Source organism: Brevundimonas sp., from assembly GCF_965227765.1.
In the GTDB taxonomy this organism is placed as follows: domain Bacteria; phylum Pseudomonadota; class Alphaproteobacteria; order Caulobacterales; family Caulobacteraceae; genus Brevundimonas.
On record NZ_OZ245778.1, the window covers coordinates 517,470 to 541,413 of the forward strand.

Annotated in this window: 28 protein-coding genes; 12 read left to right on the forward strand and 16 right to left on the reverse strand. The window is 67.6% G+C overall.

The window, feature by feature from the left end; genetic code table 11:
* Window positions 1-43: 43 nt before the first annotated feature.
* The 4 genes from ACO05L_RS02535 to ACO05L_RS02550 all read right to left on the reverse strand — a co-directional run bounded on the left by ACO05L_RS02535 (window position 44) and on the right by ACO05L_RS02550 (window position 2,487).
* On the reverse strand, window positions 44-1,432 hold the full coding sequence (locus ACO05L_RS02535; RefSeq protein WP_421730609.1) for a PepSY-associated TM helix domain-containing protein: 1,389 nt from the start codon (window positions 1,430-1,432) through the stop codon (window positions 44-46).
* Window positions 1,432-1,878, reverse strand: a complete 447-nt coding sequence (locus tag ACO05L_RS02540; RefSeq protein ID WP_421730610.1) for a GNAT family N-acetyltransferase — start codon at window positions 1,876-1,878, stop codon at window positions 1,432-1,434. The genes ACO05L_RS02535 and ACO05L_RS02540 overlap by 1 nt, the downstream gene beginning before the upstream one ends.
* Window positions 1,875-2,120 (reverse strand): hypothetical protein, encoded by a 246-nt coding sequence (locus tag ACO05L_RS02545; RefSeq protein ID WP_421730611.1) that lies wholly within the window; start codon window positions 2,118-2,120, stop codon window positions 1,875-1,877. Before ACO05L_RS02545 ends, ACO05L_RS02540 begins: the two co-directional genes overlap by 4 nt.
* A gap of 70 nt (window positions 2,121-2,190) precedes the next feature.
* A complete protein-coding gene (locus tag ACO05L_RS02550; RefSeq protein ID WP_421731725.1) occupies window positions 2,191-2,487 on the reverse strand; it encodes a hypothetical protein in 297 nt (98 codons plus the stop codon).
* On the opposite strand from ACO05L_RS02550, the gene ACO05L_RS02555 reads away from it, so the two are divergent.
* Window positions 2,453-2,575, forward strand: coding sequence for a hypothetical protein (locus ACO05L_RS02555; protein ID WP_421731730.1), 123 nt, complete (start codon window positions 2,453-2,455; stop codon window positions 2,573-2,575). The genes ACO05L_RS02550 and ACO05L_RS02555 overlap by 35 nt on opposite strands.
* Window positions 2,576-2,779: 204 nt before the next feature.
* Here the strand turns inward: ACO05L_RS02555 and hppD are convergent, their stop codons facing one another.
* Genes hppD through phhA form a run of 3 tightly spaced genes read right to left on the reverse strand, consistent with a single transcriptional unit; the run spans window position 2,780 to window position 5,918 of the window.
* Window positions 2,780-3,844: a 4-hydroxyphenylpyruvate dioxygenase gene (hppD, locus tag ACO05L_RS02560; protein ID WP_421730612.1), complete on the reverse strand. Its 1,065-nt coding sequence runs from the start codon at window positions 3,842-3,844 to the stop codon at window positions 2,780-2,782.
* Window positions 3,841-5,043 carry an amino acid aminotransferase gene (locus tag ACO05L_RS02565; RefSeq protein WP_421730613.1) on the reverse strand — a complete coding sequence of 401 codons (1,203 nt, stop codon included), beginning with the start codon at window positions 5,041-5,043 and terminating at the stop codon, window positions 3,841-3,843. Before ACO05L_RS02565 ends, hppD begins: the two co-directional genes overlap by 4 nt.
* The gene (gene phhA, locus ACO05L_RS02570) at window positions 5,040-5,918 is read right to left on the reverse strand and encodes a phenylalanine 4-monooxygenase (RefSeq protein WP_421730614.1); all 879 of its coding nucleotides are present in this window, start codon (window positions 5,916-5,918) and stop codon (window positions 5,040-5,042) included. Before phhA ends, ACO05L_RS02565 begins: the two co-directional genes overlap by 4 nt.
* 103 nt (window positions 5,919-6,021) lie before the next feature.
* Between phhA and ACO05L_RS02575 the strand changes: the two genes are divergently transcribed.
* Complete coding sequence (locus ACO05L_RS02575; RefSeq protein WP_421730615.1) at window positions 6,022-6,483, forward strand: Lrp/AsnC family transcriptional regulator; 462 nt, start codon at window positions 6,022-6,024, stop codon at window positions 6,481-6,483.
* Between the two features lie 145 nt (window positions 6,484-6,628).
* On the forward strand, window positions 6,629-9,484 hold the full coding sequence (locus tag ACO05L_RS02580) for a M16 family metallopeptidase (protein ID WP_421730616.1): 2,856 nt from the start codon (window positions 6,629-6,631) through the stop codon (window positions 9,482-9,484).
* A 46-nt stretch (window positions 9,485-9,530) separates the two neighbouring features.
* Here ACO05L_RS02580 and folB read toward each other — a convergent pair whose 3' ends face one another.
* A complete protein-coding gene (gene folB, locus ACO05L_RS02585; RefSeq protein WP_421730617.1) occupies window positions 9,531-9,926 on the reverse strand; it encodes a dihydroneopterin aldolase in 396 nt (131 codons plus the stop codon).
* Window positions 9,927-9,930: 4 nt separating this feature from the next.
* Window positions 9,931-10,713 (reverse strand): SDR family oxidoreductase, encoded by a 783-nt coding sequence (locus ACO05L_RS02590; RefSeq protein ID WP_421730618.1) that lies wholly within the window; start codon window positions 10,711-10,713, stop codon window positions 9,931-9,933.
* A 158-nt stretch (window positions 10,714-10,871) separates the two neighbouring features.
* Between ACO05L_RS02590 and ACO05L_RS02595 the strand changes: the two genes are divergently transcribed.
* The 5 genes from ACO05L_RS02595 to pgsA all read left to right on the forward strand — a co-directional run bounded on the left by ACO05L_RS02595 (window position 10,872) and on the right by pgsA (window position 15,100).
* Window positions 10,872-11,372: an NUDIX domain-containing protein gene (locus ACO05L_RS02595; RefSeq protein WP_421731726.1), complete on the forward strand. Its 501-nt coding sequence runs from the start codon at window positions 10,872-10,874 to the stop codon at window positions 11,370-11,372.
* A gap of 9 nt (window positions 11,373-11,381) precedes the next feature.
* Entirely contained in the window at window positions 11,382-11,828 is a 447-nt protein-coding gene (locus tag ACO05L_RS02600) for a DMT family transporter (RefSeq protein WP_421730619.1), read from the forward strand.
* 16 nt (window positions 11,829-11,844) lie between these two features.
* A complete protein-coding gene (uvrC, locus tag ACO05L_RS02605) occupies window positions 11,845-13,749 on the forward strand; it encodes an excinuclease ABC subunit UvrC (protein ID WP_421730620.1) in 1,905 nt (634 codons plus the stop codon).
* A gap of 20 nt (window positions 13,750-13,769) precedes the next feature.
* Complete coding sequence (locus tag ACO05L_RS02610; RefSeq protein WP_421730621.1) at window positions 13,770-14,390, forward strand: carbonic anhydrase; 621 nt, start codon at window positions 13,770-13,772, stop codon at window positions 14,388-14,390.
* 83 nt (window positions 14,391-14,473) lie between these two features.
* Window positions 14,474-15,100, forward strand: coding sequence for a CDP-diacylglycerol--glycerol-3-phosphate 3-phosphatidyltransferase (gene pgsA, locus ACO05L_RS02615; RefSeq protein ID WP_421730622.1), 627 nt, complete (start codon window positions 14,474-14,476; stop codon window positions 15,098-15,100).
* A gap of 56 nt (window positions 15,101-15,156) precedes the next feature.
* Here pgsA and ACO05L_RS02620 read toward each other — a convergent pair whose 3' ends face one another.
* The 5 genes from ACO05L_RS02620 to ACO05L_RS02640 form a co-directional block, all read right to left on the reverse strand.
* On the reverse strand, window positions 15,157-16,263 hold the full coding sequence (locus tag ACO05L_RS02620) for a murein hydrolase activator EnvC family protein (protein ID WP_421730623.1): 1,107 nt from the start codon (window positions 16,261-16,263) through the stop codon (window positions 15,157-15,159).
* Window positions 16,263-16,727: a 23S rRNA (pseudouridine(1915)-N(3))-methyltransferase RlmH gene (gene rlmH, locus ACO05L_RS02625; RefSeq protein WP_421730624.1), complete on the reverse strand. Its 465-nt coding sequence runs from the start codon at window positions 16,725-16,727 to the stop codon at window positions 16,263-16,265. Before rlmH ends, ACO05L_RS02620 begins: the two co-directional genes overlap by 1 nt.
* A 148-nt stretch (window positions 16,728-16,875) precedes the next feature.
* Window positions 16,876-17,304, reverse strand: coding sequence for a ribosome silencing factor (gene rsfS, locus ACO05L_RS02630; protein WP_421730625.1), 429 nt, complete (start codon window positions 17,302-17,304; stop codon window positions 16,876-16,878).
* A 142-nt stretch (window positions 17,305-17,446) separates the two neighbouring features.
* Window positions 17,447-18,022, reverse strand: coding sequence for a nicotinate-nucleotide adenylyltransferase (locus ACO05L_RS02635; protein WP_421731727.1), 576 nt, complete (start codon window positions 18,020-18,022; stop codon window positions 17,447-17,449).
* Window positions 18,023-18,182: 160 nt separating this feature from the next.
* Window positions 18,183-18,401, reverse strand: coding sequence for a hypothetical protein (locus tag ACO05L_RS02640; RefSeq protein ID WP_421730626.1), 219 nt, complete (start codon window positions 18,399-18,401; stop codon window positions 18,183-18,185).
* Window positions 18,402-19,057: 656 nt separating this feature from the next.
* On the opposite strand from ACO05L_RS02640, the gene ACO05L_RS02645 reads away from it, so the two are divergent.
* A complete protein-coding gene (locus ACO05L_RS02645; RefSeq protein ID WP_421730627.1) occupies window positions 19,058-19,318 on the forward strand; it encodes a hypothetical protein in 261 nt (86 codons plus the stop codon).
* Between the two features lie 50 nt (window positions 19,319-19,368).
* Here the strand turns inward: ACO05L_RS02645 and obgE are convergent, their stop codons facing one another.
* Window positions 19,369-20,421 carry a GTPase ObgE gene (gene obgE, locus ACO05L_RS02650; RefSeq protein ID WP_421730628.1) on the reverse strand — a complete coding sequence of 351 codons (1,053 nt, stop codon included), beginning with the start codon at window positions 20,419-20,421 and terminating at the stop codon, window positions 19,369-19,371.
* 110 nt (window positions 20,422-20,531) lie between these two features.
* Between obgE and ACO05L_RS02655 the strand changes: the two genes are divergently transcribed.
* Complete coding sequence (locus ACO05L_RS02655) at window positions 20,532-21,320, forward strand: hypothetical protein (RefSeq protein WP_421730629.1); 789 nt, start codon at window positions 20,532-20,534, stop codon at window positions 21,318-21,320.
* Window positions 21,321-21,403: 83 nt separating this feature from the next.
* Entirely contained in the window at window positions 21,404-22,174 is a 771-nt protein-coding gene (locus ACO05L_RS02660) for a hypothetical protein (RefSeq protein WP_421730630.1), read from the forward strand.
* A gap of 7 nt (window positions 22,175-22,181) precedes the next feature.
* On the opposite strand, the gene ald is transcribed toward ACO05L_RS02660, so the two are convergent.
* Entirely contained in the window at window positions 22,182-23,300 is a 1,119-nt protein-coding gene (gene ald, locus ACO05L_RS02665; RefSeq protein WP_421730631.1) for an alanine dehydrogenase, read from the reverse strand.
* A gap of 154 nt (window positions 23,301-23,454) precedes the next feature.
* Here ald and ACO05L_RS02670 point away from each other — a divergent pair, with 154 nt between their 5' ends.
* On the forward strand, window positions 23,455-23,931 hold the full coding sequence (locus ACO05L_RS02670) for an Lrp/AsnC family transcriptional regulator (protein ID WP_421730632.1): 477 nt from the start codon (window positions 23,455-23,457) through the stop codon (window positions 23,929-23,931).
* The last annotated feature ends 13 nt before the right edge of the window (window positions 23,932-23,944 follow it).

Below are 23,944 nucleotides of genomic sequence, written 5' to 3' on the forward strand. Positions count from 1 at the left end.
TGCCTAGGCGACGCCGGGGCCCCGTTATTTTGGAACCTCGACCTCAAGCAGCATGCCTACGCCGACGCAGGCGCTTCAGGGCAAGATCGAAAACAACCGCGATCACTAAGCTCAGGCCCGTCAGCGGATAGAGGGCCGCAAGCGGCAGGACGATGCCCAGGACGGCGGCGCGGGCTCTTGGTCCTGTCGGCGCTACGGGTGCGCCCAGGCGACCCATGGCGAGGTTCGGCGGCCGTCGCTTCCACCACATCATCACCGCGCTGATCGACAGCAACCATATGGCGATGCAACCGCCCAGCATGACGAACTGGTTCAGCCGCCCATATTGGGTGCCCTGGTGGACCGCGATGCCCCATTCAAAGGCCTTGGCCCCAACGCCGAACTGATCGTAGCGGATGTCGGCCTTCACCGCTCCCGTCGCCCCATCAATGTAGAGCGAGCGCGTGTCCTCGACCTGACGCGCCGCGCGGGCTGCGGTCCAGGCCAGGCCCGGATCCGATGGGATGGACACGGTGTAGGGGCGGACCAGATGATTGGCGTCGGCGGCAGCGATGACCGTGGAGAGCCTCGCGGGCATGGCATGAGGGTGAGAGCCTTCATGCATGGGCATGACCATCCCTTCCATCGTCCAGCCGACCCCGACCGGCATGGTCTTGTGGGTGGCGTGGGCGAACGGGCTGGCGGCGGGAGGAGCCGTTGGACGACCGAGGCCGTGATCCTTGAGGTAGGCCATGTACTGATCGCCCCAGAAGGCGGACCAGGGCATGCCGGTGATCGCCAGGAAGGCGATGACGCCGCCCGCATAGAGACCTGTGATGGCGTGCAGGTCGCGCCAGAACGGTCGGCGTTTGAGATCGGTCGCCCTGATCGTCATGACACCCGCCTCGCGCTTGCGGGGCCACCAGAGGAAGACGCCGGTGGCGACCAGGATGACGGCCCAGCCGGCGACGACCTCGACAAGGTAGTTGGCCCATTTGCCGACAACCGACAGGCTGTGCAGTCCCTTGATCGTTTCCATGACGCCGCCGAAAGGCGTGACGCCGATCAGTCGGGCGTCGTGGGGATCGACAAAGGCCGTACGACGGCTACCGTCCTCGAAATCAACGGTCAGGCGCGCAGCCTGATCTGGTTGGGCGGGTACGATGACGCTGGAGACGATGCCGCCGGTCGCCGCTTCTGTGACTGTGACCCAGCGGTCGGGCGATGCGGTCCCGGCGCGGGCCTCGACATGCGCCAAGGGACGGTAGATGGCGGCGTCGATCCCGTCCTTGAAGAGGTAGAGGCCGCCGGTCAGGGCCATCAGGCACAGGATCGGCAGCACCAGCAGTCCGGCGTAGAAATGCCAGCGCCACACCGCGCGGTAGGCGCCCGAGAGCAAGGTCTGGTCCTGTCCGTCCGGTGAACCAGGGATCCGGTTCGCTTCGATCGACATCAGATGTCCTCCCTGGCGATGGGCCTGATCACGAACGCCATTCCGACGGAGCGGGGCGCGGTGTGTTCGAAGCCGAACTGTGAGTAGAGCTTGTGGGCCTCGCCATCGGCCATGAGGCTGACGTAGGCGCCGCTGGGCGCCGTGGCGTGCAAGTGATCGACAAGAGCCTCGACGATCGCCTTGCCGAGGCCACGTCCCTGGTGGCGCGCATCGACGGCGATGTCGACGACCTGAAAGAACAGACCGCCGTCGCCGATCACGCGTCCCATGCCGATGACAGCGTCGTCATGACGGATCACGACCGCATGGCGCGTGTTCGGAAGGCCCAGAGCGGCGCCTTCAGCGGACTTGGGGCTCAGGCCGGTTTCGAGCCTGAGCCGAAGGTAGTCTGCAGCGAGCGGCGTCTCGGCATGAAGGCTGTAGCCTTGCGGCAATGGCGCAGTCACGACGGCCCTCCAAGGCTTCGGGTCAGACGGACACTGAAGGTGCGAGGATCGCTCGGCAGCACGCGATCCTCGGCGCCGATCGAATAAACGACGCGCCAGGCGCCGAACGCGATGCCTGTGCCGAGATCGACCGCCGCGGCCTGGGGGGAAGGCGATTGAGCCAGGGCCTGTGTGGCGACAAGCGGCATTGCGAACGCCGCGATCAGCAGCGCGCCGGGCGCAGTCGTGGTGTTGAGAGACATGGAGGTTTGATCCTGAACAGGGGAATGCGCGCGCTGGTCACGAGACTGGCGGGCGGATGGAGGCGTCTGTTCAGGCGATAGGGGGAGCGGTCGAAGGCGGCCGAAGACCGACACGTGCCAGCGCGATCGGCGCAACGTCGTCCTGCAAGGCCGGTTGAACGATGGCGACGCGGACAGGCGGCCCAGGGTGGACCGGAGGGGGAGGCGGAAGGATCGTCAGGGCGGACAGCACGCAGGAGGCGCACTTCAGGCTGTCGATGCCGGAAGGTTTCTCGGGTCGGGGCGTGCCATTTGTGTCGTGGACGACCGTGATCAGGTCTCCGGAACACAGCATGACGGGGGAGCCGGTGGCCGCCGAAGCGGTCACCGCCGACGGGAGGAAGGTCGCGAACACGATTGCAAACGTCGCGGCGAGGAAGGCCAGCGAGCGTCTGATCGACCAGGAATCGGCCTGAGAGCGGTTCACCAAAGGGCGCTTAGCCCGAGATGCTGGAAGTTGGAAGGCGCGGACCAGCTGCATCGGTCAAGTCACAGCTGTCAGCCATGCTCAGCGAGCGCGCGGGCGCGGGTCAGGCCGACGTCAAACGCGATGACGCCAGTGAAGACCCGCTCCGCCCCCGTGTCAGATGCCCGCCGTACCGCCCCGGAAGGCGCCAGGATCAGGCGTCGACGGTGATGACGCCGCGGCGGATCTGGTCCAGTTCGATGCTTTCGAACAGGGCCTGGAAATTGCCGTTGCCGAAGCCCTCGTTACCCTTGCGCTGGATGATCTCGAAGAAGATCGGGCCGAACAGGTTCTCTGTGAAGATCTGCAGCAGCAGGCCCTCCTCTCCGACATTGCCGTCCAGCAGGATGCGGTTCCTGCGCAGCCGTTCCAGGTCCTCGCCGTGACCCGGAACGCGCTTGTCGACCAGCTCGTAATAGGTCTCGATGGTGTCCTGAAGTCTGACGCCGCGCGCACGCAGCTTCTCGACCGTGTCGTAGATGTCGGGGGTGGTCAGGGCCAGGTGCTGGATGCCTTCGCCGCTATACTGGCGGATGAACTCCTCGATCTGGCTCTTGTCGTCCTGGCTTTCGTTCAGAGGGATGCGGATCGCCTTGTCGGGGGCGATCATGGCCTGTGAGAACAGGCCGGTCGCCTGGCCCTTGATGTCGAAATACTTCTGCTCCTCGAAGCCGAAGATGTCGCGATAGAAGGTCGACCAGGTCCGCATCTGGCCGCGCCGGACGTTGTGGGTCAGGTGGTCCAGCAGATCCAGGCCGACGGAGTTTTCCAGCTCGGCCGCCTCGGCGCCGGGCACGGGCGTCCAGCCGGCGAACAGGGCGCCGTCCGCCGGGACCAGGAACAGCGTCGATCCGCCGATGCCCTGCAACACCTTGGCCCGCTCGCCCAGCACGGTGGTGGCGGCGTCGGCGGGAACGGCCCCGCGCCGGATCGCCTCGTCATAGGCGGCCTGAACATCGGCGACGCGGAAGCCCATGCCGCTGGCCGAGGGGCCATGGGCGTCACGGAAGGCGGCGGCGTGGCCGGCAGGCTCTTCGTTGACCAGCAGGTTGATGCGGCCCTGCTTGTAGCGGGTCACGGCCTTGGTCGGATGGGTGTGGGCGGCGACGAAGCCCAACTGTTCGAACAGGGCCTTCATGGCGGCGGGATCGGGGCTGGTGAACTCGACGAACTCGAAGCCGTCCAGGCCGAGGGGGTTTTCTGCGGTCATCTGGGTCATGCGAATTCTTCCTGCAGACAGGCGGCGTAGGCCGTGGCGAAGAGGGGAACGGTCGCAGGCGTCAGGCCCGCGAGATTGATGCGGCCCGACCCGGCCATATAGACGGCGTGGCGGTCGCGCATCTGTGCGACCTGGGCTGGATTGAGCGGCAACCGGGCGAACATCCCGTGCTGCTGGGCCAGAGCGCTCAGCCGGGGCTCGGCTGCGGCCAACGCCTTGCGCACCTCGACGATGCGCGAGCGCATGGTCTCCAACTCGTCGCGCCACATCCGGGTCAGGGCGTCGTCTTCCAGCACGATGCGAACGACGGCGCCGCCGTGATCCGGCGGCATCGACCAGTTGGCCCGCGCCAGGGCCTTTATGTTGGAGGCCGCCAGTTCCAGCCGCGCCGAGCTGTCGGACACGGCGAACAGGGCGCCGACACGCTCGCGATAAAGGCCGAAATTCTTGTCGCAGGAATAGGCGAGAAGGGCGTCGGGCGCCGCGTCCAGCACGCGCCGCATCCCGGCCGCGTCCGACTCCAGACCCAGCCCCAATCCCTGATAGGCCAGATCGATCAGGGGCGTCAGGCCGCGCGCGGCGATCAGGTCGGCGATCTGGCCCCACTGACCAGCGTCCAGATCGGCGCCGGTCGGATTGTGGCAGCAGGCCTGAAGCAGGATCGCATCGCCGGGACGCGCCGTAGCTAGGGCGCTCATCATCTCGTCGAAGCGCACGGCCTGGGTCTGGCTGTCGAAATAGCGATAGCTGACGATCTCCAGGCCGCTGATCTCGAAGATCTGCGGATGGTTGGGCCAGGTCGGCGTGCCCATGAAAATCCGTGCGCCCGGCCGGGCTGCGGCGATCAGCTCGGACGCAAGACGCAGGGCGCCCGTGCCGCCGGGGGTCTGGACGCCGAAGATGTCGACGGCGTCGCGAGGGCCGAACACGATGGGCTTCAACCGGTCCAGAAAGCCGAGGTCGCCTTCGGGGCCGAGGTAGGACTTGCTCTGCTGGTCGCGCAGCAGGATGGCCTCGGCGGCCTTGACCGCCGCCAGGACCGGGGTGTGGCCTTCGGCGTCGCGATAGACGCCGACGCCCAGGTCGATCTTGTCCGCCCGCGCGTCGGCCCGGTACAGGCCGATCAGGGACAGAAGCGCATCCGGCGCCTGGGGCTGCAGGCCGGCGAAGGCGCCGTCATGTGTCGATAGGCGGGTCATGCGACAGCCTCCTTCTGTGAACGGGCATAGGCCTGCGAGCCCAGCGTCAGGACGGTGTCGGTCGGCAGGACGGCGTCGGTGGCCAGATCCGGCTCGCCCTCCAGCTCGGCATAGAGGGGGGCGAAATCGGTCTCGAGCGTCTGGCGCAGCAGGTCTTCGTAGCTGTCGATGACGAAATAGGTCTGCTGGTAGTCGTCGATCTTGTAGCGGGTGCGCATGACCCGCTTCAGATCCAGCGCGATCCGGTTAGGCGAGGGATCATCCAGGGCGAAGCGGGACTCGCCATAGCTGGAGACGATGCCCGCGCCGTACAGGCGCAGGTCGCCGTCTTCGCGGATCAGGCCGAACTCGACGGTGTACCAGTACAGCCGCGCCAGCCGGTGCATGGCGTTCAGGTCCAGCGAGCGCAGACCCCCCTCGCCATAGGCCTGCATATAGTCGGCGAAGACCGGGTTCGCGAGCAGGGGGACGTGGCCGAAGACGTCGTGGAAGACGTCCGGTTCCTGCAGATAGTCGATCTGTTCCGGGGTTCGGATGAACCGCCCGGCGACGAAGGTGCGGTTGGCCAGGTGGCGAAAGAAGTCCTCGTCGGGCACCAGACCGGGCACGGCGACGACCCGCCAGCCGGTCAGGGCGTGCAGGCGTTCGGACAGTTCCTCGAAATCGGGAATGCCGGGCTTGGACATCCGCAGCACGTCCAGACCGGCCAGGAAGGTGGGACTGACCCGGCCCGGCAGCATCCTGGCCTGCCGCTCGAACAGGGTGTCCCACATGGCGTGCTCGGCTGGGGTGTAGCGCGCCCAGTCCTGCGGGATCGTCCAGTCGGCTGCGGCGCCGGCCGGGGGAACCGCAAGAAGGGATTTGGCGTCGGTCATGTCTCAAGGTTTGGACCGTTACGGCCGGATTTTCTTTCCAAAGAATGCGTAATAAGGCTTTCAAATGGGCGGATCATCCAGATCTCGCCGGATTTCGATACATATGGCCCATCTAGACGAGACCGATCGCCGCCTGCTGAGGATCGTCCAGTCCGACGCCAGTCTGAGCCACGCCGCCCTGGCGGAGCGGATTGGGGTGTCGCCGACTTCGTGCTGGCGACGGATTCGCGCGCTGGAGGAGGCGGGCGTGCTGGGCGCCTCGGTCCGGCTCGTGGCCCCCGACAGCGTCGGACGCGGGGTCAGCGTCATGCTTCAGGTGCGGATGAAGAGCCACACGGGCGCCGCCGCCCAGGACTTCGAGTCCTTCGTCGCCGGTCGGCCCGAAATCCTCGAATGCTACTCGATGTCAGGCGAGTGGGATTATCTGATGCGGATCGTGGTCGAGGGTGTCGCGGACTACGAGCGGTTCTTGATGCGCGACCTGCTCAACCACCCCAATGTGGCGACCTCCGCCTCCCATTTTGCGCTCAGCCAGGTGAAATACACGACGGCCATTCCGGTGTGAGGTAGGCGGCGAGCAACGGCGGATTTGCCGCCCCGCCTGTGTCGAATGGCCCCGGCTGCTTGCAGGGGCGCGGGCTCAACGCCCGATTGCCAGACGGGCGGCGTCGGGTAATGTCCGCTCGCCTCAGGAACAGGACTGTCCTCTCATGCGCCTTCGATCCGTCTCGCTCGCCGCCCTTCTCGCCGTGATCGCCCCCGCCGCGCCCGTCATGGCGCAGACCTCGGTCGCGCCGGCCGCAGCGACCTCTCCGGCCGCCTTGACCGCCGCCCAGGCCGCCGCGCTCCAGGCTGCGCCGGTCGCCGAACTGGTGTCCGAGGTGGATATTCCGTGGAAGCGGTTCACCCTCGACAACGGCCTGACCGTGATCGTGCACGAGGATCGCAAGGCGCCGGTGGTGGCCCTGTCGGTCTGGTACAATGTCGGCTCCAAGGATGAACCCAAGGGGTCGACCGGCTTCGCCCACCTGTTCGAACACCTGATGTTCGGCGGCTCGGAGAATGCGCCGGGTTCCTATCTGGGTCGGATGCGCAATCTGGGGCCCAGCAATCTGAACGGCACCACCTGGTTCGACCGCACCAACTATTTCCAGACCGTGCCGACGCCGGCCCTGGAACAGGCCATGTTCCTGGAAAGCGACCGCATGGGTTATCTGCTGGGCGAGATCGGCCAGCCCGTGCTCGATCTGCAGCGCGGCGTCGTCCAGAACGAGAAGCGCCAGGGCGACAACGAGCCCTATGGCCTGTTCGAATACGCCCAGCTTGAGGCCCTCTTCCCCGAAGGCCATCCGTATCGCCACTCGACCATCGGCTCGATGGCCGATCTGGACTCCGCCAGCCTGGAGACCGTGCGCAACTGGTTCCGGGACAAATACGGCCCGAACAACGCCGTCGTCGTCCTGTCGGGTGATATCGACGAGGCGACAGCCCGCACCCTGACCCAGCGCTACTTCGGCGCCATTCCGCGCGGCCCGGTGAACACCCCGGCCCAGGCCGATGTGCCGACCCTGGCCGCCCCGATCGTCGCCACCATGACCGACCGCGTGGCCACCACCCGCCTGACCCGCAGCTGGGCCGTTCCCGGCATGTTGAGCGAGGATTCCGTGCCTCTGTCGGTCGCGGCCCAAGTGCTCGGCGGGCTGGCCTCCTCACGCCTCGACAACCAGCTGGTGCGTGGCGAGCAGACGGCGGTGTCGGTGACCTCGTCCCTGTCCGACTTCCACCGCATCGGCATCTTCGACATCGCGGTCGACGTGAAACCGGGCGAGGACGCCGCTGAGGTCGGCGCCCGCCTGGACGCCATCATCGCCGACTACATCGCCAAGGGGCCGACCCCGGAAGAGGTCGCCCGCGTCGCCACCCAATATGTCTCGCAACGGATCCAAAGCCTGGAACAGGTCAACGGCAAGGCCAACGCCCTGGCGCAGGGCCAGCTCTATGCCGGCGATCCCGACCACTACAAAAAGGAGCTGGCCGAGTACGCCAGCGTCACTCCAGCCCAGGTCACCGCGGCCATGCAGCGCTGGCTGACGCGTCCGGTGTTCGACATGACCATCGCGCCGGGTGAACGCGAAGACTATGAGGAGGCCGCCGCCGCCCCGTCGGGCGCGACCCCGGTCCCGGCCGCCGAGATCCAGCGCGTGGCCCGTCCGCCCATGCCGGAGATCGGCCAGGTCCCGGATCTGGACTTCCCCGCCGTCGAACGCGTTGAACTGTCCAATGGCATGAAGGTCGTCTACGCCCACGTCGACACCGTGCCGGTGACCCGCGTGGCGGTCGAGTTCGACGCCGGTTACGCCGCCGACCGGGCCGATCGCCTGGGCGCTCACAGCCTGATGCTGGACCTGCTGGACGACGGCACGACGACGCGCGACGCCAACCAACTGGCCGAGGAACAGGAGCGGCTGGGCGCCGCCATCCAGGTCGGCGCCTCGATGGACCGCAGCTCGGGTACCCTGACGGCGGTGACCGCCAACCTGGCGCCCTCGCTGACCCTGTTGTCCGACGTCCTGCGCAACCCGGCCTTCGCCCCGTCCGAGGTCGAGCGCCTGCGGGCCCAGCGCCTGGCCGCCCTGTCCAGCGAGGCGACCCAGCCGGGCGCCATCGCCGCGCGCGCCCTGCCGCCGCTGCTGTACGGCCCCGAAAGCCCCTATGGCCGGTCCTTCACCGGTACGGGCGACGCCGCCACCGTGACCGCCCTGACCCGCGCCGATCTGGTGCAGGAACACGACGCCTGGGTGCGGCCGGACAATGCGACCATCTTCGTCGTCTCGGATTTGCCGCTGTCTCAGGTCACCCCGCAACTGGAAGCCGCGTTCGGCGACTGGCGGGCCCCTTCCGTGGCCAAGGGAACCAAGGTCTTCGGCGAGACGGTTCCGGCTCCGGCCAACCGCATCGTCCTGATCGACCGTCCGCAGTCGCCCCAGTCGCTGATCTATGGCGGGGCTGTCCTGCCCCTGTCGGGCACCGACGACCTGCTGGCGCTCAACGCCGCCAACGTCACCCTGGGCTCGGACTTCCTGTCGCGGATCAACTCTGACCTGCGCGAGACCAAGGGCTGGTCCTATGGCGTGCGGGGCAATGTGAACCCGCTGGAACATCGCGTGCCCTATATCGTCAACGCGCCGGTCCAGGCCAACCGAACCGGCGAATCCGTCGCGGCCCTGATCGGACAATACGACCGCTTCCTGGACGCCGACGGCGTCACCCCGCAGGAACTTGAGCGCACGATCAACGGCAACACCCGGTCGCTGGCCGGCGGGTTCGAGACCTCGGCCCAGATCCTGGGCGCGCTGCGCTCCAACGCCCTGTATGGCCGTCCCGACGACTATCAGGCGACCCTGGCCAGCCGCACCCGCGCCCTGACCGCCGCCCAGATGGACGAAGCGGCCCGCCAGGTCATCCATCCCGACCAGTTCGTCTGGGTGGTCGTCGGCGACGCCTCGGTGGTGAAGCCGCAGCTGGAGGCGCTCGGCCTGCCGCTGGAAGTGCGTTCGGCGCAATAGCGGCGAGCAGGGGGCGGTCGGCCAGCGCCGGCCGCCTCTGCGCCGTTCAGCGGCTGTAGGTGACCTCGCAGCCGGGGGCGTCGGCCTGGTCCAGAGCGCCCGGCTTTTCGATCCGCACCACGACCCGGCGCACGCGCGGATCCTGAAGACTGTCCAGCGCCAGGCGTTCGGCGAAGGTCTCGACCAGGCCGACATGACCCTCGGCGACGATGGCGCGGCAATGTTCGGCGATGGTCTCGTAGTTGATCGTGTCGGCCAGCCGCTCGACCGGGTGCGGCCCCAGGTCCAGGGTCACGTCGATGACCAGGGTCTGAAGCCGGTTCTGCTCGTGATCATAGACGCCGATCCCGGCCTCGACGCGCAGGCCCCGCACGAAGACGGTCAGCTGCTCGCGACGCGGGGCGGCCTGGTCGGGAAAGGCGGCGACGGGTTGGACGGTCATGGCCTCAGGTCTCGTCTTCGGTAGCGATGATGTCGGGGGTCAGCCAGGCCAGGTGCTGGCCGGCGTCGACGCAGATCATCTGGCCGGTCACCAGGTCAGCCTCGACCAGCCAGCGCACGGCGGCGGCGACGGCCTCGGGACTGCCGGCCTTGGCCAGGGGCGTGGCGGCGGCCTCGGCGGCGAACTGTTCTGGGGTTTGGTGGGTCGAGGCCAGGGTCGGGCCGGGGCCGACGCCATTGACCCGGATGCGCGGCGCCAGGGCCTGGGCCAGGGTCCGCGTCGCCCACCACAGGGCGTTCCGGGACAAGGCGTAGGAGAAGAAGCGCGGATCGGGTTTCAGCACCCGCTGGTCCAGCAGGTTGACGATCGCCGATCCATCCGGCGCCTGGGCGGCGAAGGCCTCGGCCAGGACGATGGGCGCGCGCAGATTGGTCTCGAGGTGGGCGTCCCAGGTCTGGCGCGACAGGGCGCCGACATGGTCCTCCTCGAAGGTGGAGGCGTTGTTGATCAGAACCGACAGGCGGCCGAGCGCGGCGACGGCGGCGGGGATCAGGCCCTGAACCTGCTCCTCGACGGCCAGGTCGGCCTGCACCGTCGCGGCGCGACGGCCCAGGGCGCGAATTTCATCGGCGACGGCCTGGGCCGCGTCAGGCGAAGAGCGGTAGTGGACGGCGACGTCGAAGCCGGCTCGGGCCAGTTCCAGCGCGATGGCGCGACCGATCCGCTTGCCGCCGCCGGTGACGAGGGCGACGCGGGGACCGGATCGCGGCAGGCCGGATTCAGTCAACCGAACCGAACTCGAGGTAGTTGATCAGGCCGAGCAGGGCGACGAAGCCGAGGATGATGCCGAGAGCCAGCATGGGAGACGCTCCTTGAGTGTTGGCGCTGCAATAAAGCGACGGCCCCTCCTGTTCAAGCTGAACCCGCGTGGCCTATCGTCCCGCGATGACCATCGACCCCGCCCGGTCGACGCCAACGCCCTGGCGGGCGCGTGTCGAACCCTTCACCCGGCCATTTTTCTTCGCCTTCTCGCGGTGGCGGAGAGGCATGACCCTGGGCGTGCGCGGCGTGGCGACGGATGCGCAGGGGCGGGTGCTGCTGGTGCGCCACACCTATCTGAAGGGCTGGTGGTTGCCCGGCGGTGGCGTCGACAAGGGCGAGACCACCCAGGCCGCCGTGGTCCGCGAGATGCGCGAGGAGACGGGACTGAACGCCACCGTTCGGCCCCGGCTGATCTCGATCCATTCCAACGAGCGCTTCTTTCCCGGCGACCATGTCCTGGTCTACGCCATCGACGCCTATGAGATCGGCGAGCGCACCAGCCACGGCGAGATCGCCGAGATCGCCTGGTTCCATCCTTCCGCCCTGCCCGAGGACGTCAATCGCGGGACACAGGCGCGGCTGGCGGAAATCTTCGGCGCAGCACCCATCAGCGACGACTGGTAGCAGAGACCGATGAACTTCTCCTGGCTTCCCATGCTGCTGCTGATCCTGGCGGGCGGCGCTACGGCCATGCAGGCGCCGACCAACGCCCGGCTGGCGGCGGGCGTCGGCTCGCCGGTCAATGCGGCCTTCATCTCGTTCGCCGTCGGAGCGACCGCCCTGGGCCTACTGGCGGCGGTGCTCAACACCCGGCCCGACATGGCCTCGGTCAAGGCCCTGCCCGCCTGGGCGTGGATGGGCGGGCTGTATGGCTGCATGTTCGTGGTCGCGGCGGCCTGGGGTGTGCCCCGGCTGGGCGCGGCCCTGGTCATCACCCTGATGGTGGCGGGTCAGCTGCTGTCGGGTCTGGCCATCGACCATCTGGGCGCCTTTGGCGTGCCGAAACATCCGATGAGCATGGGTCGGCTGGCCGGCGTGACCCTGGTCTTCCTCGGCGTCCTTCTGGTGCGCCGGTTCTGAGCCTATATCGGTGGTGATGACCGAGGAGACGCTCACATCTGATTCGGGAGCCGGCGACAGCGCTCTCAAGGCCGCCGACCTGATCCGCGACGAGGCCCGCCGCGCGCCCGACAAGCCCGGCGTCTATCGGATGTATGGCGAGGACGGCGCCTGCCTCTATGTGGGCAAGGCCAAGTCGATCAAGAAGCGCATCCTGCAGTATGCCCAGGGGCGGTTCCACACCCAGCGCATCGGCTTGATGGTGTCCCTGACCCGGTCGATGCAGCTGGTGGTCACGGCGTCCGAGACCGAGGCCCTGCTGCTGGAATCCAGCTATATCAAGCAGCTCAAGCCCCGCTTCAACGTGGTCTTGCGGGACGACAAATCCTTCGCCGAACTGATGATCCGCAAGGATCATCGCGCGCCCCAGGTCAGGAAGCATCGCGGCTCGCACACCACGCCCGGCGACTATTTCGGTCCCTTCGCCTCGACCTGGGCGGTGAACCGGACGCTGAACACCTTGCAGAAGGCGTTCCTGCTCAGGTCGTGCTCGGACAGTGTTTACGAGACCCGCACCCGACCCTGCATGCTGCACCAGATCAAGCGCTGCTCGGCGCCCTGCACCGGTCTGATCAGTCTCGAGGACTATGGCGAACTGGTCGACGAGGCGTCGCAGTTCTTGAAAGGCAAGTCGCGCGCGGTGATCGGGCGTCTGTCGGCCGAGATGACGGCGGCGTCCGAGGCCATGGACTTCGAACAGGCCGCCCGCGTCCGCGACCGCATCCGGGCGCTTTCGGCCATCTCGATGGAGAACTCGGTCAACGCCGACAGCGTCGCCGAGGCCGATGTCTTCGCCCTGTTCAGCGAAGGCGGGCAGGCCTGCGTCCAGGTCTTCTTCTATCGCGGGGGCCAGAACTGGGGCGGACGGGCCTATTTCCCGCGCGTGGACAAGGCCGACACGGACCCAGAGATCCTGGCCGCCTTCCTGGGCCAGTTCTACGAGGACAAGCCGATCCCGCGCCTGATCCTGTCCAACGTCCGGCCGCACGAACTGGAACTGCTGGAAGAGGCCTTCAGCCTGAAATCCGCCAATGAAAAAGGGGGGCGCAAGGTCGAGATCGCCAAACCGATGCGCGGCGACAAGCTCAGCCTGGTCGATCACGCCCTGACCAACGCCCGCGAGGCCCTGGGCCGCAAGATGGCCGAGGGTTCGGCGCAAGGGAAGATCCTGGACGAGGTCTGCGAGGCCTTTGGTCTGGAGGGGCGGCCCGAGCGGATCGAGGTCTATGACAACGCCCATATCCAGGGGACCAATGCGGTCGGCGGCATGATCGTGGCCGGGCCGGAAGGGTTCCAGAAATCCCAGTACCGCAAGTTCAACATCCGCGATCAGGATATCACGCCGGGCGATGACTACGGCATGATGCGCGAGGTGATGCGTCGTCGCTTCGCCCGTCTGGTCAAGGACGAGGAGGCGGGCGAACAGGACGTTGTCCGCCCCGACCTGCTGCTGATCGACGGGGGCGCCGGGCAACTGGCCGAGGTGCTGGCGGTGCTGGCCGACCTGGGTCTGGACGACATCACGGCCGTCGGCGTGGCCAAGGGGCCGGACCGGGACGCGGGGCTGGAGCGGTTCTTCGTGCCGGGCAAGCCGCCCTTCATGCTGCCGCTGAAATCGCCGGCCCTCTATTACGTCCAGCGGCTGCGCGACGAGGCCCACCGCTTCGCCAATGGCGCCCACCGCACGCGCCGTTCGATGGACATCAAGAAGAACCCGCTGGACGAGATCGAGGGCGTCGGGCCGGGCAGGAAGAAGGCCCTGCTGCACGCCTTCGGCTCGGCCAAGGGGGTGGGGCGGGCGTCGGTCGCGGATCTGGTCAAGGTCGAGGGCATCAACCAGCCCCTGGCCGAACGCATACACGGCTTCTTCCACAAGGCCTGAACCGGGGTTAGAAGGCCGCCATGCGCCCTGATGATGAACTGACCGCTGGCTATCACCGTTTCCGCGCCGAGCGCTGGCCCGAGGCTCGCGCCGAGTACGAGGCCCTGGCCGAGAAGGGCCAGAAGCCGCACACCCTGATCGTCGCCTGTTCCGACAGCCGCGCAGACCCGGCCCTGATCTTCGACGCGGCGCCGGGCCAGCTGTTCGTCGTCCGCAACGTCGCAAACCTGGTCCCGCCCTATGAGCCGGACGGTCGCCTGCACGGCGTCTCGGCGGCGCTGGAGTTCGGGGTCAAGGTCCTGAACGTCTCGCGCATCGTGGTCATGGGCCATGCCGGTTGCGGCGGTGTCAGCGCCATGCTGAACGGCTCGCCCGACAGCTGCCGCGACTTCGTGGCCCCCTGGGTCGGGCAGGGCGAGCCGGTGGTTCGTCACGTCGCCGAAACCGTCCCGCCGGAAGAAGTCGAAGGCGCCGCCGAAGAGGCCATCGTTCGCCTGTCGATCCGCAACCTGCGCACCTTCCCCTGGATCGCCGAGCGGGAAGAGGCGGGGCAGCTGGTGCTGACGGGCCTGCATTTCGGCATCGCCGACGGCGTCCTGCGCGCGCTGGGCGACGGGCCGAGGTTTGAACCCCTGAGCTGATCTAGGGTTGATCTGCGTCGTCGCGGCGTTCGCCTCCGAAGGCAAAGCGTGGCAAACTGATCAACCAGCCGAGCGGACGCCTCATGACCTCCCATCCTCACGTCAATCCCATCCCCAACATCCTGACGGGCATCCGCCTGTTCGCCGGGGTGGTGATGTTCCTGATCCTGGCCGGGGCGACGGGCGGGTTCGGCTTCCTATCGGCCTATCTGAGCCCGGACGATCAGTTCGCCCTGTATCGCACCGCCTTCTGGATCTTCGTCGTCGCGGCTTCGACCGACTGGGTCGACGGCTATCTGGCGCGGCGCTGGAATGCGACGACGCGCTGGGGCGCCATCCTGGACCCCATCGCCGACAAGATCCTGGTCACGGGGGCCATCCTGGGCGTGCTGACCAGCGGCTCGGTGCCCCAGATCGCCATCCCCTGCGGCCTGATCCTGTTCCGCGAGTTCGCGGTCTCGGCCCTGCGCGAGACCACGGCGGGCTCGGTCAAGCTGGACGTCACCACCCTGGCGAAATGGAAGACCACGCTGCAGATGGTGGCGCTCGGCGCCCAGCTTCTGGCGCGCAACTGGGACGGCTTCGGCTGGGACTTCGAATATCTGGACGAGTTCCAGATCCTGGCCGACACCCTGATCTGGGCCGCCGCCATCGCCACCGTCTGGACCGGCGTGCAGTATTTCAACAAGGCCAAGCAGCAGATGAGCTGAGGCGGCTGATCGCGCCGACCCTCGCCATCAGGTGAGCCCCTGCTGTTCAGCCCCTGCTATTCCAGCCAGGGCGTGGGATCGACGGCGCGCTCGTCGCGGCGCAGTTCGAAATAGACTTCGCCCTCTGCGCCCGATCGGCCCAGGGCCTCGCCCTCGTCGACCCGGCCCCCGGCCTCGACCGAGACGCTGTCCAGGCCGGCGATAACGGCGCGCCAGCCGGGGCCGAGGTTCAGGATCACCACCTCGCCCCATCCGCTCAGCGGCCCGGCATAGTCCACCGTCGCGCCCGCCGGGGCCACCACAGCGCCGCCTGACGCCTTCCAGCGCAGGCCGCCCGAGCCGGAATAATCGACGTCGGGCGGGCCAGGCACGGGCGATGCCAGGTGCTGGCGTCCGCCCGGTAGGCGGCTGGAGCTGACGGCTCTGTCATCGCCTGCGGTGCGGTCGTCGCCGGGTGCGGTCAGTTCGCCGCCCAGGCTGCGGATGCGGGCTTCCAGCACGCGCGCCGCCTGTTCGCTGCGCTGGGCGTCGGCGCGCAGGACGGCGTTCAGGGCGATCTTGCGGGTGCTCAGGGTCTCTATCTCGTTGCGGCGTTCGTCCTGGGCGCTCTCGGTCGTCAGCAGTTGTTCGCTGGACAGGACCGCCAGGCGGCGGATGCGGGCGACCTCGCCCTGGTCGGCGACCAACAGCCGCGCGCGGCGCTCCAGCTCGGGCGCCATGGCCCGCATCAGGATGGCGGCGCGCACCGTATCGACCGCCTTTCCAGCGGGGATAAGCAGCGGGGGCGGCGGACTGCGGCTCATCATCTGCAAGGCCGACAGCAGCCGCCCCTGCCGCGCCCGTTCCTTGGACAGGGCGGTGACCAAGACGGCCTCGCGTCGGCTTAGCTGGTTCAGCCGTGCGCGCTGAGAGGCCATGCGGCTGTCGTCGGCGCCCTGGGCGCGGCGCAGGTCGGCCAGCTGGCGGTTCAGGTTGGCGATCTCGGCCGTGGCGTCGGCGGCGTCGGCGCGCAGCCGACGGGCGCGGATGGTCTCGTCACGGTACTCGGCCTGCAGGCTTTTCAGTTCATCTCGGTTCTGGTCGCTCCGGGCCTGGGACAGGGCCGCGACCGCCGGAACGGCGGCCAGCAGGGCCAGCAGGGAGATGGGAATCAGGCGGTTCATCAGTCGCGATGATAGGGCGAACCCGACAGGATGGTCACGGCCCGATACAGCTGTTCGGCCAGCATGGCGCGGGCCAGGGCATGAGGCCAGGTCTGGGGTCCGAAGGCCAGGGTGGACGACGCGGCGTCCAGCACGGACGTGTCGAGCCCGTCCGCCCCGCCGATGACGAAGACCAGCCGCCGCTCGCCTCGGTCCCTCAGGGTCGCGACATGGTCGGCGAAGGCCCGGCTGGGGTACGTCTTGCCGCGCTCGTCGCAGGCGATCAGGTGCGCGCCCTCGGCCGCCGCCAGCAGCAGTTCGGCCTCCGGCGCCTTGCCGGATTTGCGCGGCTCCAGGTCGATCAGGTCCAATGGGCCAAGCCCCAGGGCCCGCCCGGCGGCGGTGGCGCGGGCGGCGTAGTCGGCCGCCAGCGCCGCCTCAGGCCCGCGTCCGGGCTTGCCGATGGCGATGATGGAAAGTTTCAATCCTACCTCCGCTCATCCCGGCGAAAGCCGGGACCCAGTTCTTTCGCAAGGCAGGCTGCGTGGGATCAATGTCGGAGCGACACGGTCTAGCCGGATCGCCCAAAGCGCTGGGTCCCGGCTTTCGCCGGGATGAGCGGATCGGACGAAATCAGACCGAGGTCGGCGTGCGGTGGGCGCTGTCGACGGCCCAGATCTTCTCGATGTTGTAGAACATCCGCACTTCGGGCCGGAACAGGTGGATGATTACGTCGCCGGCGTCGATCAGAACCCAGTCGCAGTGCGGCAGGCCCTCGACCTTGGCCTTGCCCTCGCCGTTCTCCTTGAGGGTGCGCAGCAGGTGGTCGGCCAGGGCGCCGACGTGGCGATGCGAACGGCCCGAGGCGACGATCATGGTATCGGCCATGGGCGACTTGCCCTTCAGGTCGATCAGGACGATGTCCTGGGCCTTGTCGTCGTCCAGCTTGGCCAGGATGGCGTTTTCGAGCGAAGTCGAACCGGCGGGCAGGGCCGCGCGCGGGCCGTCAAACCCGGTGGAGCTGTCCCCGTCTTCTGAGTGGATGGGAGCGAACCCGTCCATTTCGTGGGCCGTATTCGAAACGGCTTCGTCTTGCGTGTCGTACGCGGGCGAGGGGGTCAGCGGAGAGCTCCAGGGTCGATCTAAAAAGGGTCTCTAGCACAGATCGGCCGCGCGGTCACCCGCGACCGTCCGAGGCGGCCCTTCAGCGAGGCTTTCGTGCCGCAGCGGCGCGCAGGGCTGTCGAGGAGGTCAGGTTCAGCGGCGCGGTCAGATAGGTCCAGGCCGGGGCCTGCATCATCGGCAGCATGCGCGCCTCGTTCGACGACACGCGGGCTCCGGCGAAGCGACGCGCGGCGGGCGCAGAGCGGCTTTCCAGCATGGATCCCGGCCGGGCGATGACCGCCACCGGCATCATCCGCATGATGTCGGTCCAGCCGCGCCAGCGGTGGAAGGTCTCCAGATTGTCGGACCCCATCAGCCAGACAAAGCGCACCCCGGGATGGCGCGCCTTCAGCACGCGCAGGGTATCGACGGTCCAGGCCGTGCCGATGCGCGTCTCGACGTCAGAGACGATCATGCTCGGTCCGGCCGCCACGCTGCGCGCCGAAGCCATGCGCTCGGCCAGGGGCGCGGTCTGGGAAGTGTTTTTCAGCGGGTTCTGGGGCGAGACCAGCCAGACGACGCGGTCCAGGTCCAGCCGGCTCATCGCCGTTTCGGCCACATGGACATGGCCGTCGTGCGCCGGGTTGAACGAGCCGCCGAACAGGCCGACCCGCATCCCCGAGACCAGGTTCAGCCCATCCCTCAGCGCGCCCTGTCGGGGGCCGGGCGGGTTGGGCGCGGGACCGGCGTGGAAGAAGGACAAGGGCGGGGTCGCTCGCGACAGGCTTATGCTCAGCGGTGCGCTAACACGGGCCGGGCGCCTTGTCGCGTTTCGATCAGCCGCCGGCTTTGTGGCCACCCGTCTGTTTGCCAGTCTGTTTGCCAGTCTGTTTGAACGTGTCGCCGATCTCCGTGGCGTCGGGACCGTCAGGGCCTGCGCTGCGCCGCTCCTGTTCGCCCGTGCGCTTCACGGCGGCTTCGGAGGTCGAGCCGTCCGGCTTGCCCGCAGAATGGGCCCCGTTCTCCGTGCGGCCTTCGGTCTGTTTGTCGGTCATCACAAGCTCCTTTCAAGCAGGGAGCGACGGACGGGCGGCAATCGTTCCGCACGATGGCGTTTTCCGCAGAACAGCGGACAGAGGTTGGTGCCGGGTTCTAGGCAATGGCATGATGTCGGCTTCATCCGTCCGCATCGTCGGCTCGCTCTCGTTCTGGCGCTCGTCCGCTATGATCATCTCAAGTTGAGAGCCAGACGGTTTTAAATGAGCTGCAGAGGAACCATGTGTCGGCAATCATACTTATGTATTCGAACGGCGTTATTGGACGCGAAACATAAATGTCCGACCTAGAACCTTCTGATTTCGATCATCAGGTATTTTATCTGAGCGATATTTTGAACGCCTTTAAACGAGGCATGTGTTTTTTCGACTGGCATTGGTCAGGTCTAAAAGCTTGAACACGATCCCTCACGGCGTGTCTGATAAAATCAGATACTGCTATGATCAGATGGAAATTCTCAGCCGAATGGCCAGGCTGTCGCCCTTCAAAGGCGATCGAGAATCCTTCGAGAAACGATCACGGGACTGGCGCCGTCAGGCCGAATTTCTCGAGCTGCAAACCAGCCAGGACCCTTAGGCGTCTCCGGTGGCGCTGGCGATGGAACCCGCTGCGGACCCTGGGTTGCGGGCGTTGGATTGCGGTCTACACTCGCAGAATGACGGACCTCGATCCCGGCGACCCAAACGATGCATGGCAGGCAGAGGCGTCAGACGCTGTCTGGCGGATCGGGCAGGAACTGCGGTCCCTTCATATGATCAATCCCTGGCCCGACCTGCCGCTCCTGCCGCGAGCGATCAACCATCTCATGACCGAGCTTTGGGACGGTGGTTTTAGCCAGACGGAAATCCGCGACGCCTTCAATGCGGCGATAGCAGACATGCCCCGCTATGCTGCCGGTGAAGAACGCAGGACCTAGGTCCGATATACCCCCCTTAACCCACACCCCAAAGCTTCACGCGCGCTGGATCAGGGCTGCCAGCCCTCGGCGAAGACCACGACCTCGTCGCCTTCTTCGTCAATCTCGCCACGGGTCTTGCGCACCTCGGCCCAGGCGGCGCGCAGCAGTTCGGGCACACCCTCGCCCGAGACGCCCGAGACCAGCATCGGGCGCTTGCCCGAGGCGGCTTCCAGTTCGGCGGCCTTTTCCTCGCGCTGTTCGGGCGACAGGGCGTCGATCTTGTTCAGGGCCAGGATCTCGGCCTTGTCGGCAAGGCCTTCGCCATAGGCGTCCAGCTCGCCGCGGATGATGCGATAGGCCTCGACCACATCCTCCTGCGTGCCGTCGATCAGGTGGATCAGGCTGGCCGAACGCTCGACATGGCCCAGGAACCGCGTGCCGAGGCCTGCGCCTTCGCTGGCGCCCTCGATCAGGCCGGGGATGTCGGCGATGACGAACCGCTCGGACGGGCTCAGGTCCACCATCCCCAGGTTGGGGGCCAGGGTGGTGAAGGGATAGTCGGCGATCTTGGGCCGCGCGGCGCTGGCCGCCGCCAGGAAGGTCGACTTGCCCGCATTGGGCATGCCGGCCAGGCCGATGTCGGCGATCAGCTTCAGCCGCAGCCAGATCCACATTTCCTGGCCTTCCTGGCCTGGATTGGCGTGGCGGGGGGCCTGGTTCTGCGGACCCTTGAAGCGGACATTGCCCCAGCCGCCGTTGCCGCCGCGCAGCAGGCATTCCAGCTGGCCGACCTCGGTCATGTCCAGCACGACCGTTTCCTTGTCCTCGCCCAGCACCTGGGTGCCGACCGGAACCTTCAGCACCACGTCCTCGCCCTTGGCGCCATGCATCTGGCGGCCCTGGCCGTGGTGGCCGGTGTCGGCCTTGAAATGCTGGCGATAGCGATAGTCGATCAGGGTGTTCAGCCCCTCGACCGCCTCGATCCAGACGTTGCCGCCATTGCCGCCGTCGCCGCCGTCCGGCCCGCCGTTGGGGATGAACTTCTCTCGCCGGAACGAGACGGAGCCGCCCCCGCCATTGCCGGAACGGATGTAGATTTTGGCCTGGTCGAGAAACTTCATCGCGGGCCTATAGTCGAAGAGAGCGGCGATTTACAGGCGCAGCCGACGTCGTTTACCTCTCATCAAGCGAAGCGGCCAAGCCTCGGGCGCGCAATGACCGAGGCCAGACGATGATTTCCGCCCCGATTTCGGGCCTTTCGACGATGGCGACGCCGACGGCCGGCAGTCCCTCGGACGCCACGCGGGCGCGCCACGAGGCGCGGATCAAGAGCGCCCTGACAGCGCTCGAAACCCTGAAACGCCCCCAGACCGACGCCGCCGAGGAGCGCAAGGCGGCGGCCCAGAAGAAGATCGAGGACCTCAAGGCCCGCATCCGCGCCCTGCGCATGAGCGGCGGCGATCCCGAGGCCACCGCCCGGATGGCGGCCCAGCTGGCGCGCGAGCTGGGGTCTGCGGTGAAGGCCTATGCTGCGGCTGGAGGGACATCGGGCGGAGGGACGTCGAGCGGCGCCGGCGTGGGGGCGGCGTCCCCGGTCGTCGCATCGGGAAGCGAGACCGCCGGAGCGGGCGCCGAGGGCGCTGCGATGACCCCGCCCGACGGCGAGTCGCCGCAGTCGCTTTCCTCCACCGAGGGCGATGACGAGACGCCTCCCGGCGACGTTCAGACCCCAAAGGACCCCTATCGGCAGGTGATCGAGCGCCAGCAGGCCCAGGCCGCAGAGCGCGCCCGCGAGAGCGCCGACAAGGAGGCCGACCGAAAATTCGCCACGGAGGCCAAGGCTCTCGCCGCCGAACTGAAGGCCATCCTGCGCCAGGCGGCCGAGGCGGCCAAACGCGAGGGAAACACGACGGTCTCCTCGGACGAACAGACGGCCGACAAGGCGATGGCGGATGTCGACGCCGCCCTGGCCGACCTGTCTGCTCCGATGGGCGGGATCGGCGTCTCTCTGCAGGTCTAGCGTCCGGCGGCGCTTTCGGGGGCTTAAGCCCATCGAAAGCATGATCCCTCAGGATCGCTTTCGAACACGAAGGAGAGGTCAGAATGATCTCGTTGCAGACATCGGCCGCCTCTGTCGGCGCGACACCGCCCTCGGCTGCCATGACGGCCCTGCGGACCCTGCGCGAGGCCGCAGCCAAGCCCAAGCTCGTCCTGCCGACCGCCGCCGAGACGCGCCAGTCGCTCCAGGCCCAGGAAAAGGCCATGGCCAGCCGCAAGCTGGAGGCGATCCGCGAGCGGATGAAGGCGCTGAAGCTGATCACCAAGATCGACCCAAAGGGCGCCCTGAAACTGGCCGGCGACCTTGCCAAGGAACTGAAGGCGGCGGTGAAGGCCTATGTCGCCGCCGGTGGGCGCAATGTCTCCCAGGGCGAGATGGCCATGATCCGTAGGGACGCGACCGAGGCCCGCGACGCGGCCTCGACCGCCTCCGACGCCGTACCTGCCCAACCGGACGCGGCGGAAGGCGAGGTGTCCGCGCCCGTCAACGCCGAGATCAAGCGCGCGCAACAGGCCTATGGGATGGCGGTGGACACCGCCGAGACCCGTGACGCCTCGGCCCGGCGGCTGGAGGCTGTCGAAGGCGAGGCCATGGCGGACGAGGGCTTCTTCCGGCAGGTGAAACAGGCCGTGGCAGACCTTCGAAAGGCGCGTCAGGACATCAAGGCCGCCGCCCTGTCTTCTCCGAACCCGCCGAGCGACGACGACTGGAAGGCCGCCGACAAGGAACAGGCCGAACTGGAACGCACCCTCGACATGGCCCCGACCGGCGCGCCGGAGCCTACGTCGTCGGCCCCGGTCTCGATCAGCGCCTGATTGGGCCTCAGCCCTTGGCCCAGACGCCGAACGGGTCACTCCACGACAGGCCCAGGGCCTCGGCGACCGCCGGATAGGTGATCTCGCCCTTCAGCACGTTGAGGCCCCGCGCCAGGTGCGGGTCCTTCTTCAGCGCCGCCAGGCCGTGATCGGCCAGGGCCAGACCGAACGGAAGCGTGGCGTTGTTCAGGGCTTCCGACGACGTGCGGGGCGCGGCGCCCGGCATGTTGGCGACGCAGTAGTGGACCACCCCGTCGATGACATAGGTCGGGTCCTCGTGGGTGGTGGCGTGGCTGGTCTCGAAACAGCCGCCCTGGTCGATGGCCACGTCGATCAGGACCGAGCCGGGCTTCATCTGCTTGAGATGGGCTTTCTTGATCAGCTTGGGGGCCTCGGCGCCGGGCACCAGGACCGCGCCGATCACCACGTCGGCCTTGACCACCTCCTCGTCCACCGCGCCGATCGAGGAATAGCGGGTGATGACCCGGCCATTGGTGACCTCGTCGATATAGGCCATGCGCGGGATCGACCGTTCCAGCACCACGACCTCGGCGCCCAGGCCCATGGCCATGCGCGCGGCGTTCAGGCCGACGACGCCGCCGCCCAGCACCAGCACCCTGGCCGGCGCCACGCCCGGCACGCCGCAGAACAGCAGCCCCATGCCGCCATTGTGCTTCAACAGGGTCTCGGCGGCCGAGAAGACCGCGATCCGCCCCGCCACCTCGGACATGGGCGCCAGGAGCGGCAGGCCGCCGCGCGCGTCAGTCACGGTCTCATAGGCGATGGCCGCGCATTTCGACGCCAGCAGGCCCTTGGTCTGTTCGGGATCGGGGGCCAGGTGCAGGTAGGTGTAGAGGATCTGGTCCTCGCGCAGCATCTCCCACTCGGCCTTCTGGGGCTCCTTGACCTTCACGATCATGTCGTTGCCGGCAAAGACCGTGGCCGCGTCGGCGACTATGGTCGCGCCCGCCCGGATATAGTCGTCGTCGGTGAAGCCTGCGCCGAGGCCCGCGCCCGTCTCGACCGAGACTGCATGGCCGTGGGCGACGTATTCGCGCGCCGCCGTGGGGGTCAGGCCGACCCGGTGTTCGTTCTTCTTGATTTCCCTTGGAACGCCGACGCGCATCTGATGTCTCCGATTTCGATCTGACGGCCCCACGCCGAGTGAACGAGCGAACGGCGGCTTGGCTGCGGTTTTAATGACGGCGGCGACGCAGGTTCCTGTTCATTTTCGTGCATTAACGCCGTAAACTTGCAGAAGCTGTTGTGAGAATGCCTGAATGCAGACCGTATCCGCCGCCGTCCTCGACGCCACCGACAGAAAGATGTTGCGCGCCCTGCAACTCGACGGACGGATGACCAACTCGGACCTGTCCAAGGCGGTGAACCTGTCTGAAAGCGCCTGCCTGCGCCGCCTGCGCACGCTTGAGGCGGCCGGCGTCATCAGCCGCTACGCCGCCATCATCAACGAGCGGGCGGTGGGTTTTCCGATCAGCGTCTTCGTCACCGTCACCCTGTCGTCCCAGGCCGAGGTCTCCCTGACCGCCTTCGAGGCTGCGGTGTCCAGCGTGCCCGAGGTGGTGGAATGCTATCTGATGACGGGCGGGTCCGACTATCTGCTGCGGCTGGTGGTGCGCGACGTGGACGACCTAGAGCGCATCCACTCGCGCGAACTGACCCGGTTGCCCGGCGTGACGCGGGTGTCTTCCAGCGTCGCCATGCGGACGGTGGTCAAGCGCGGCGCCATGCCGATCTAGGGGCCGATCCAGG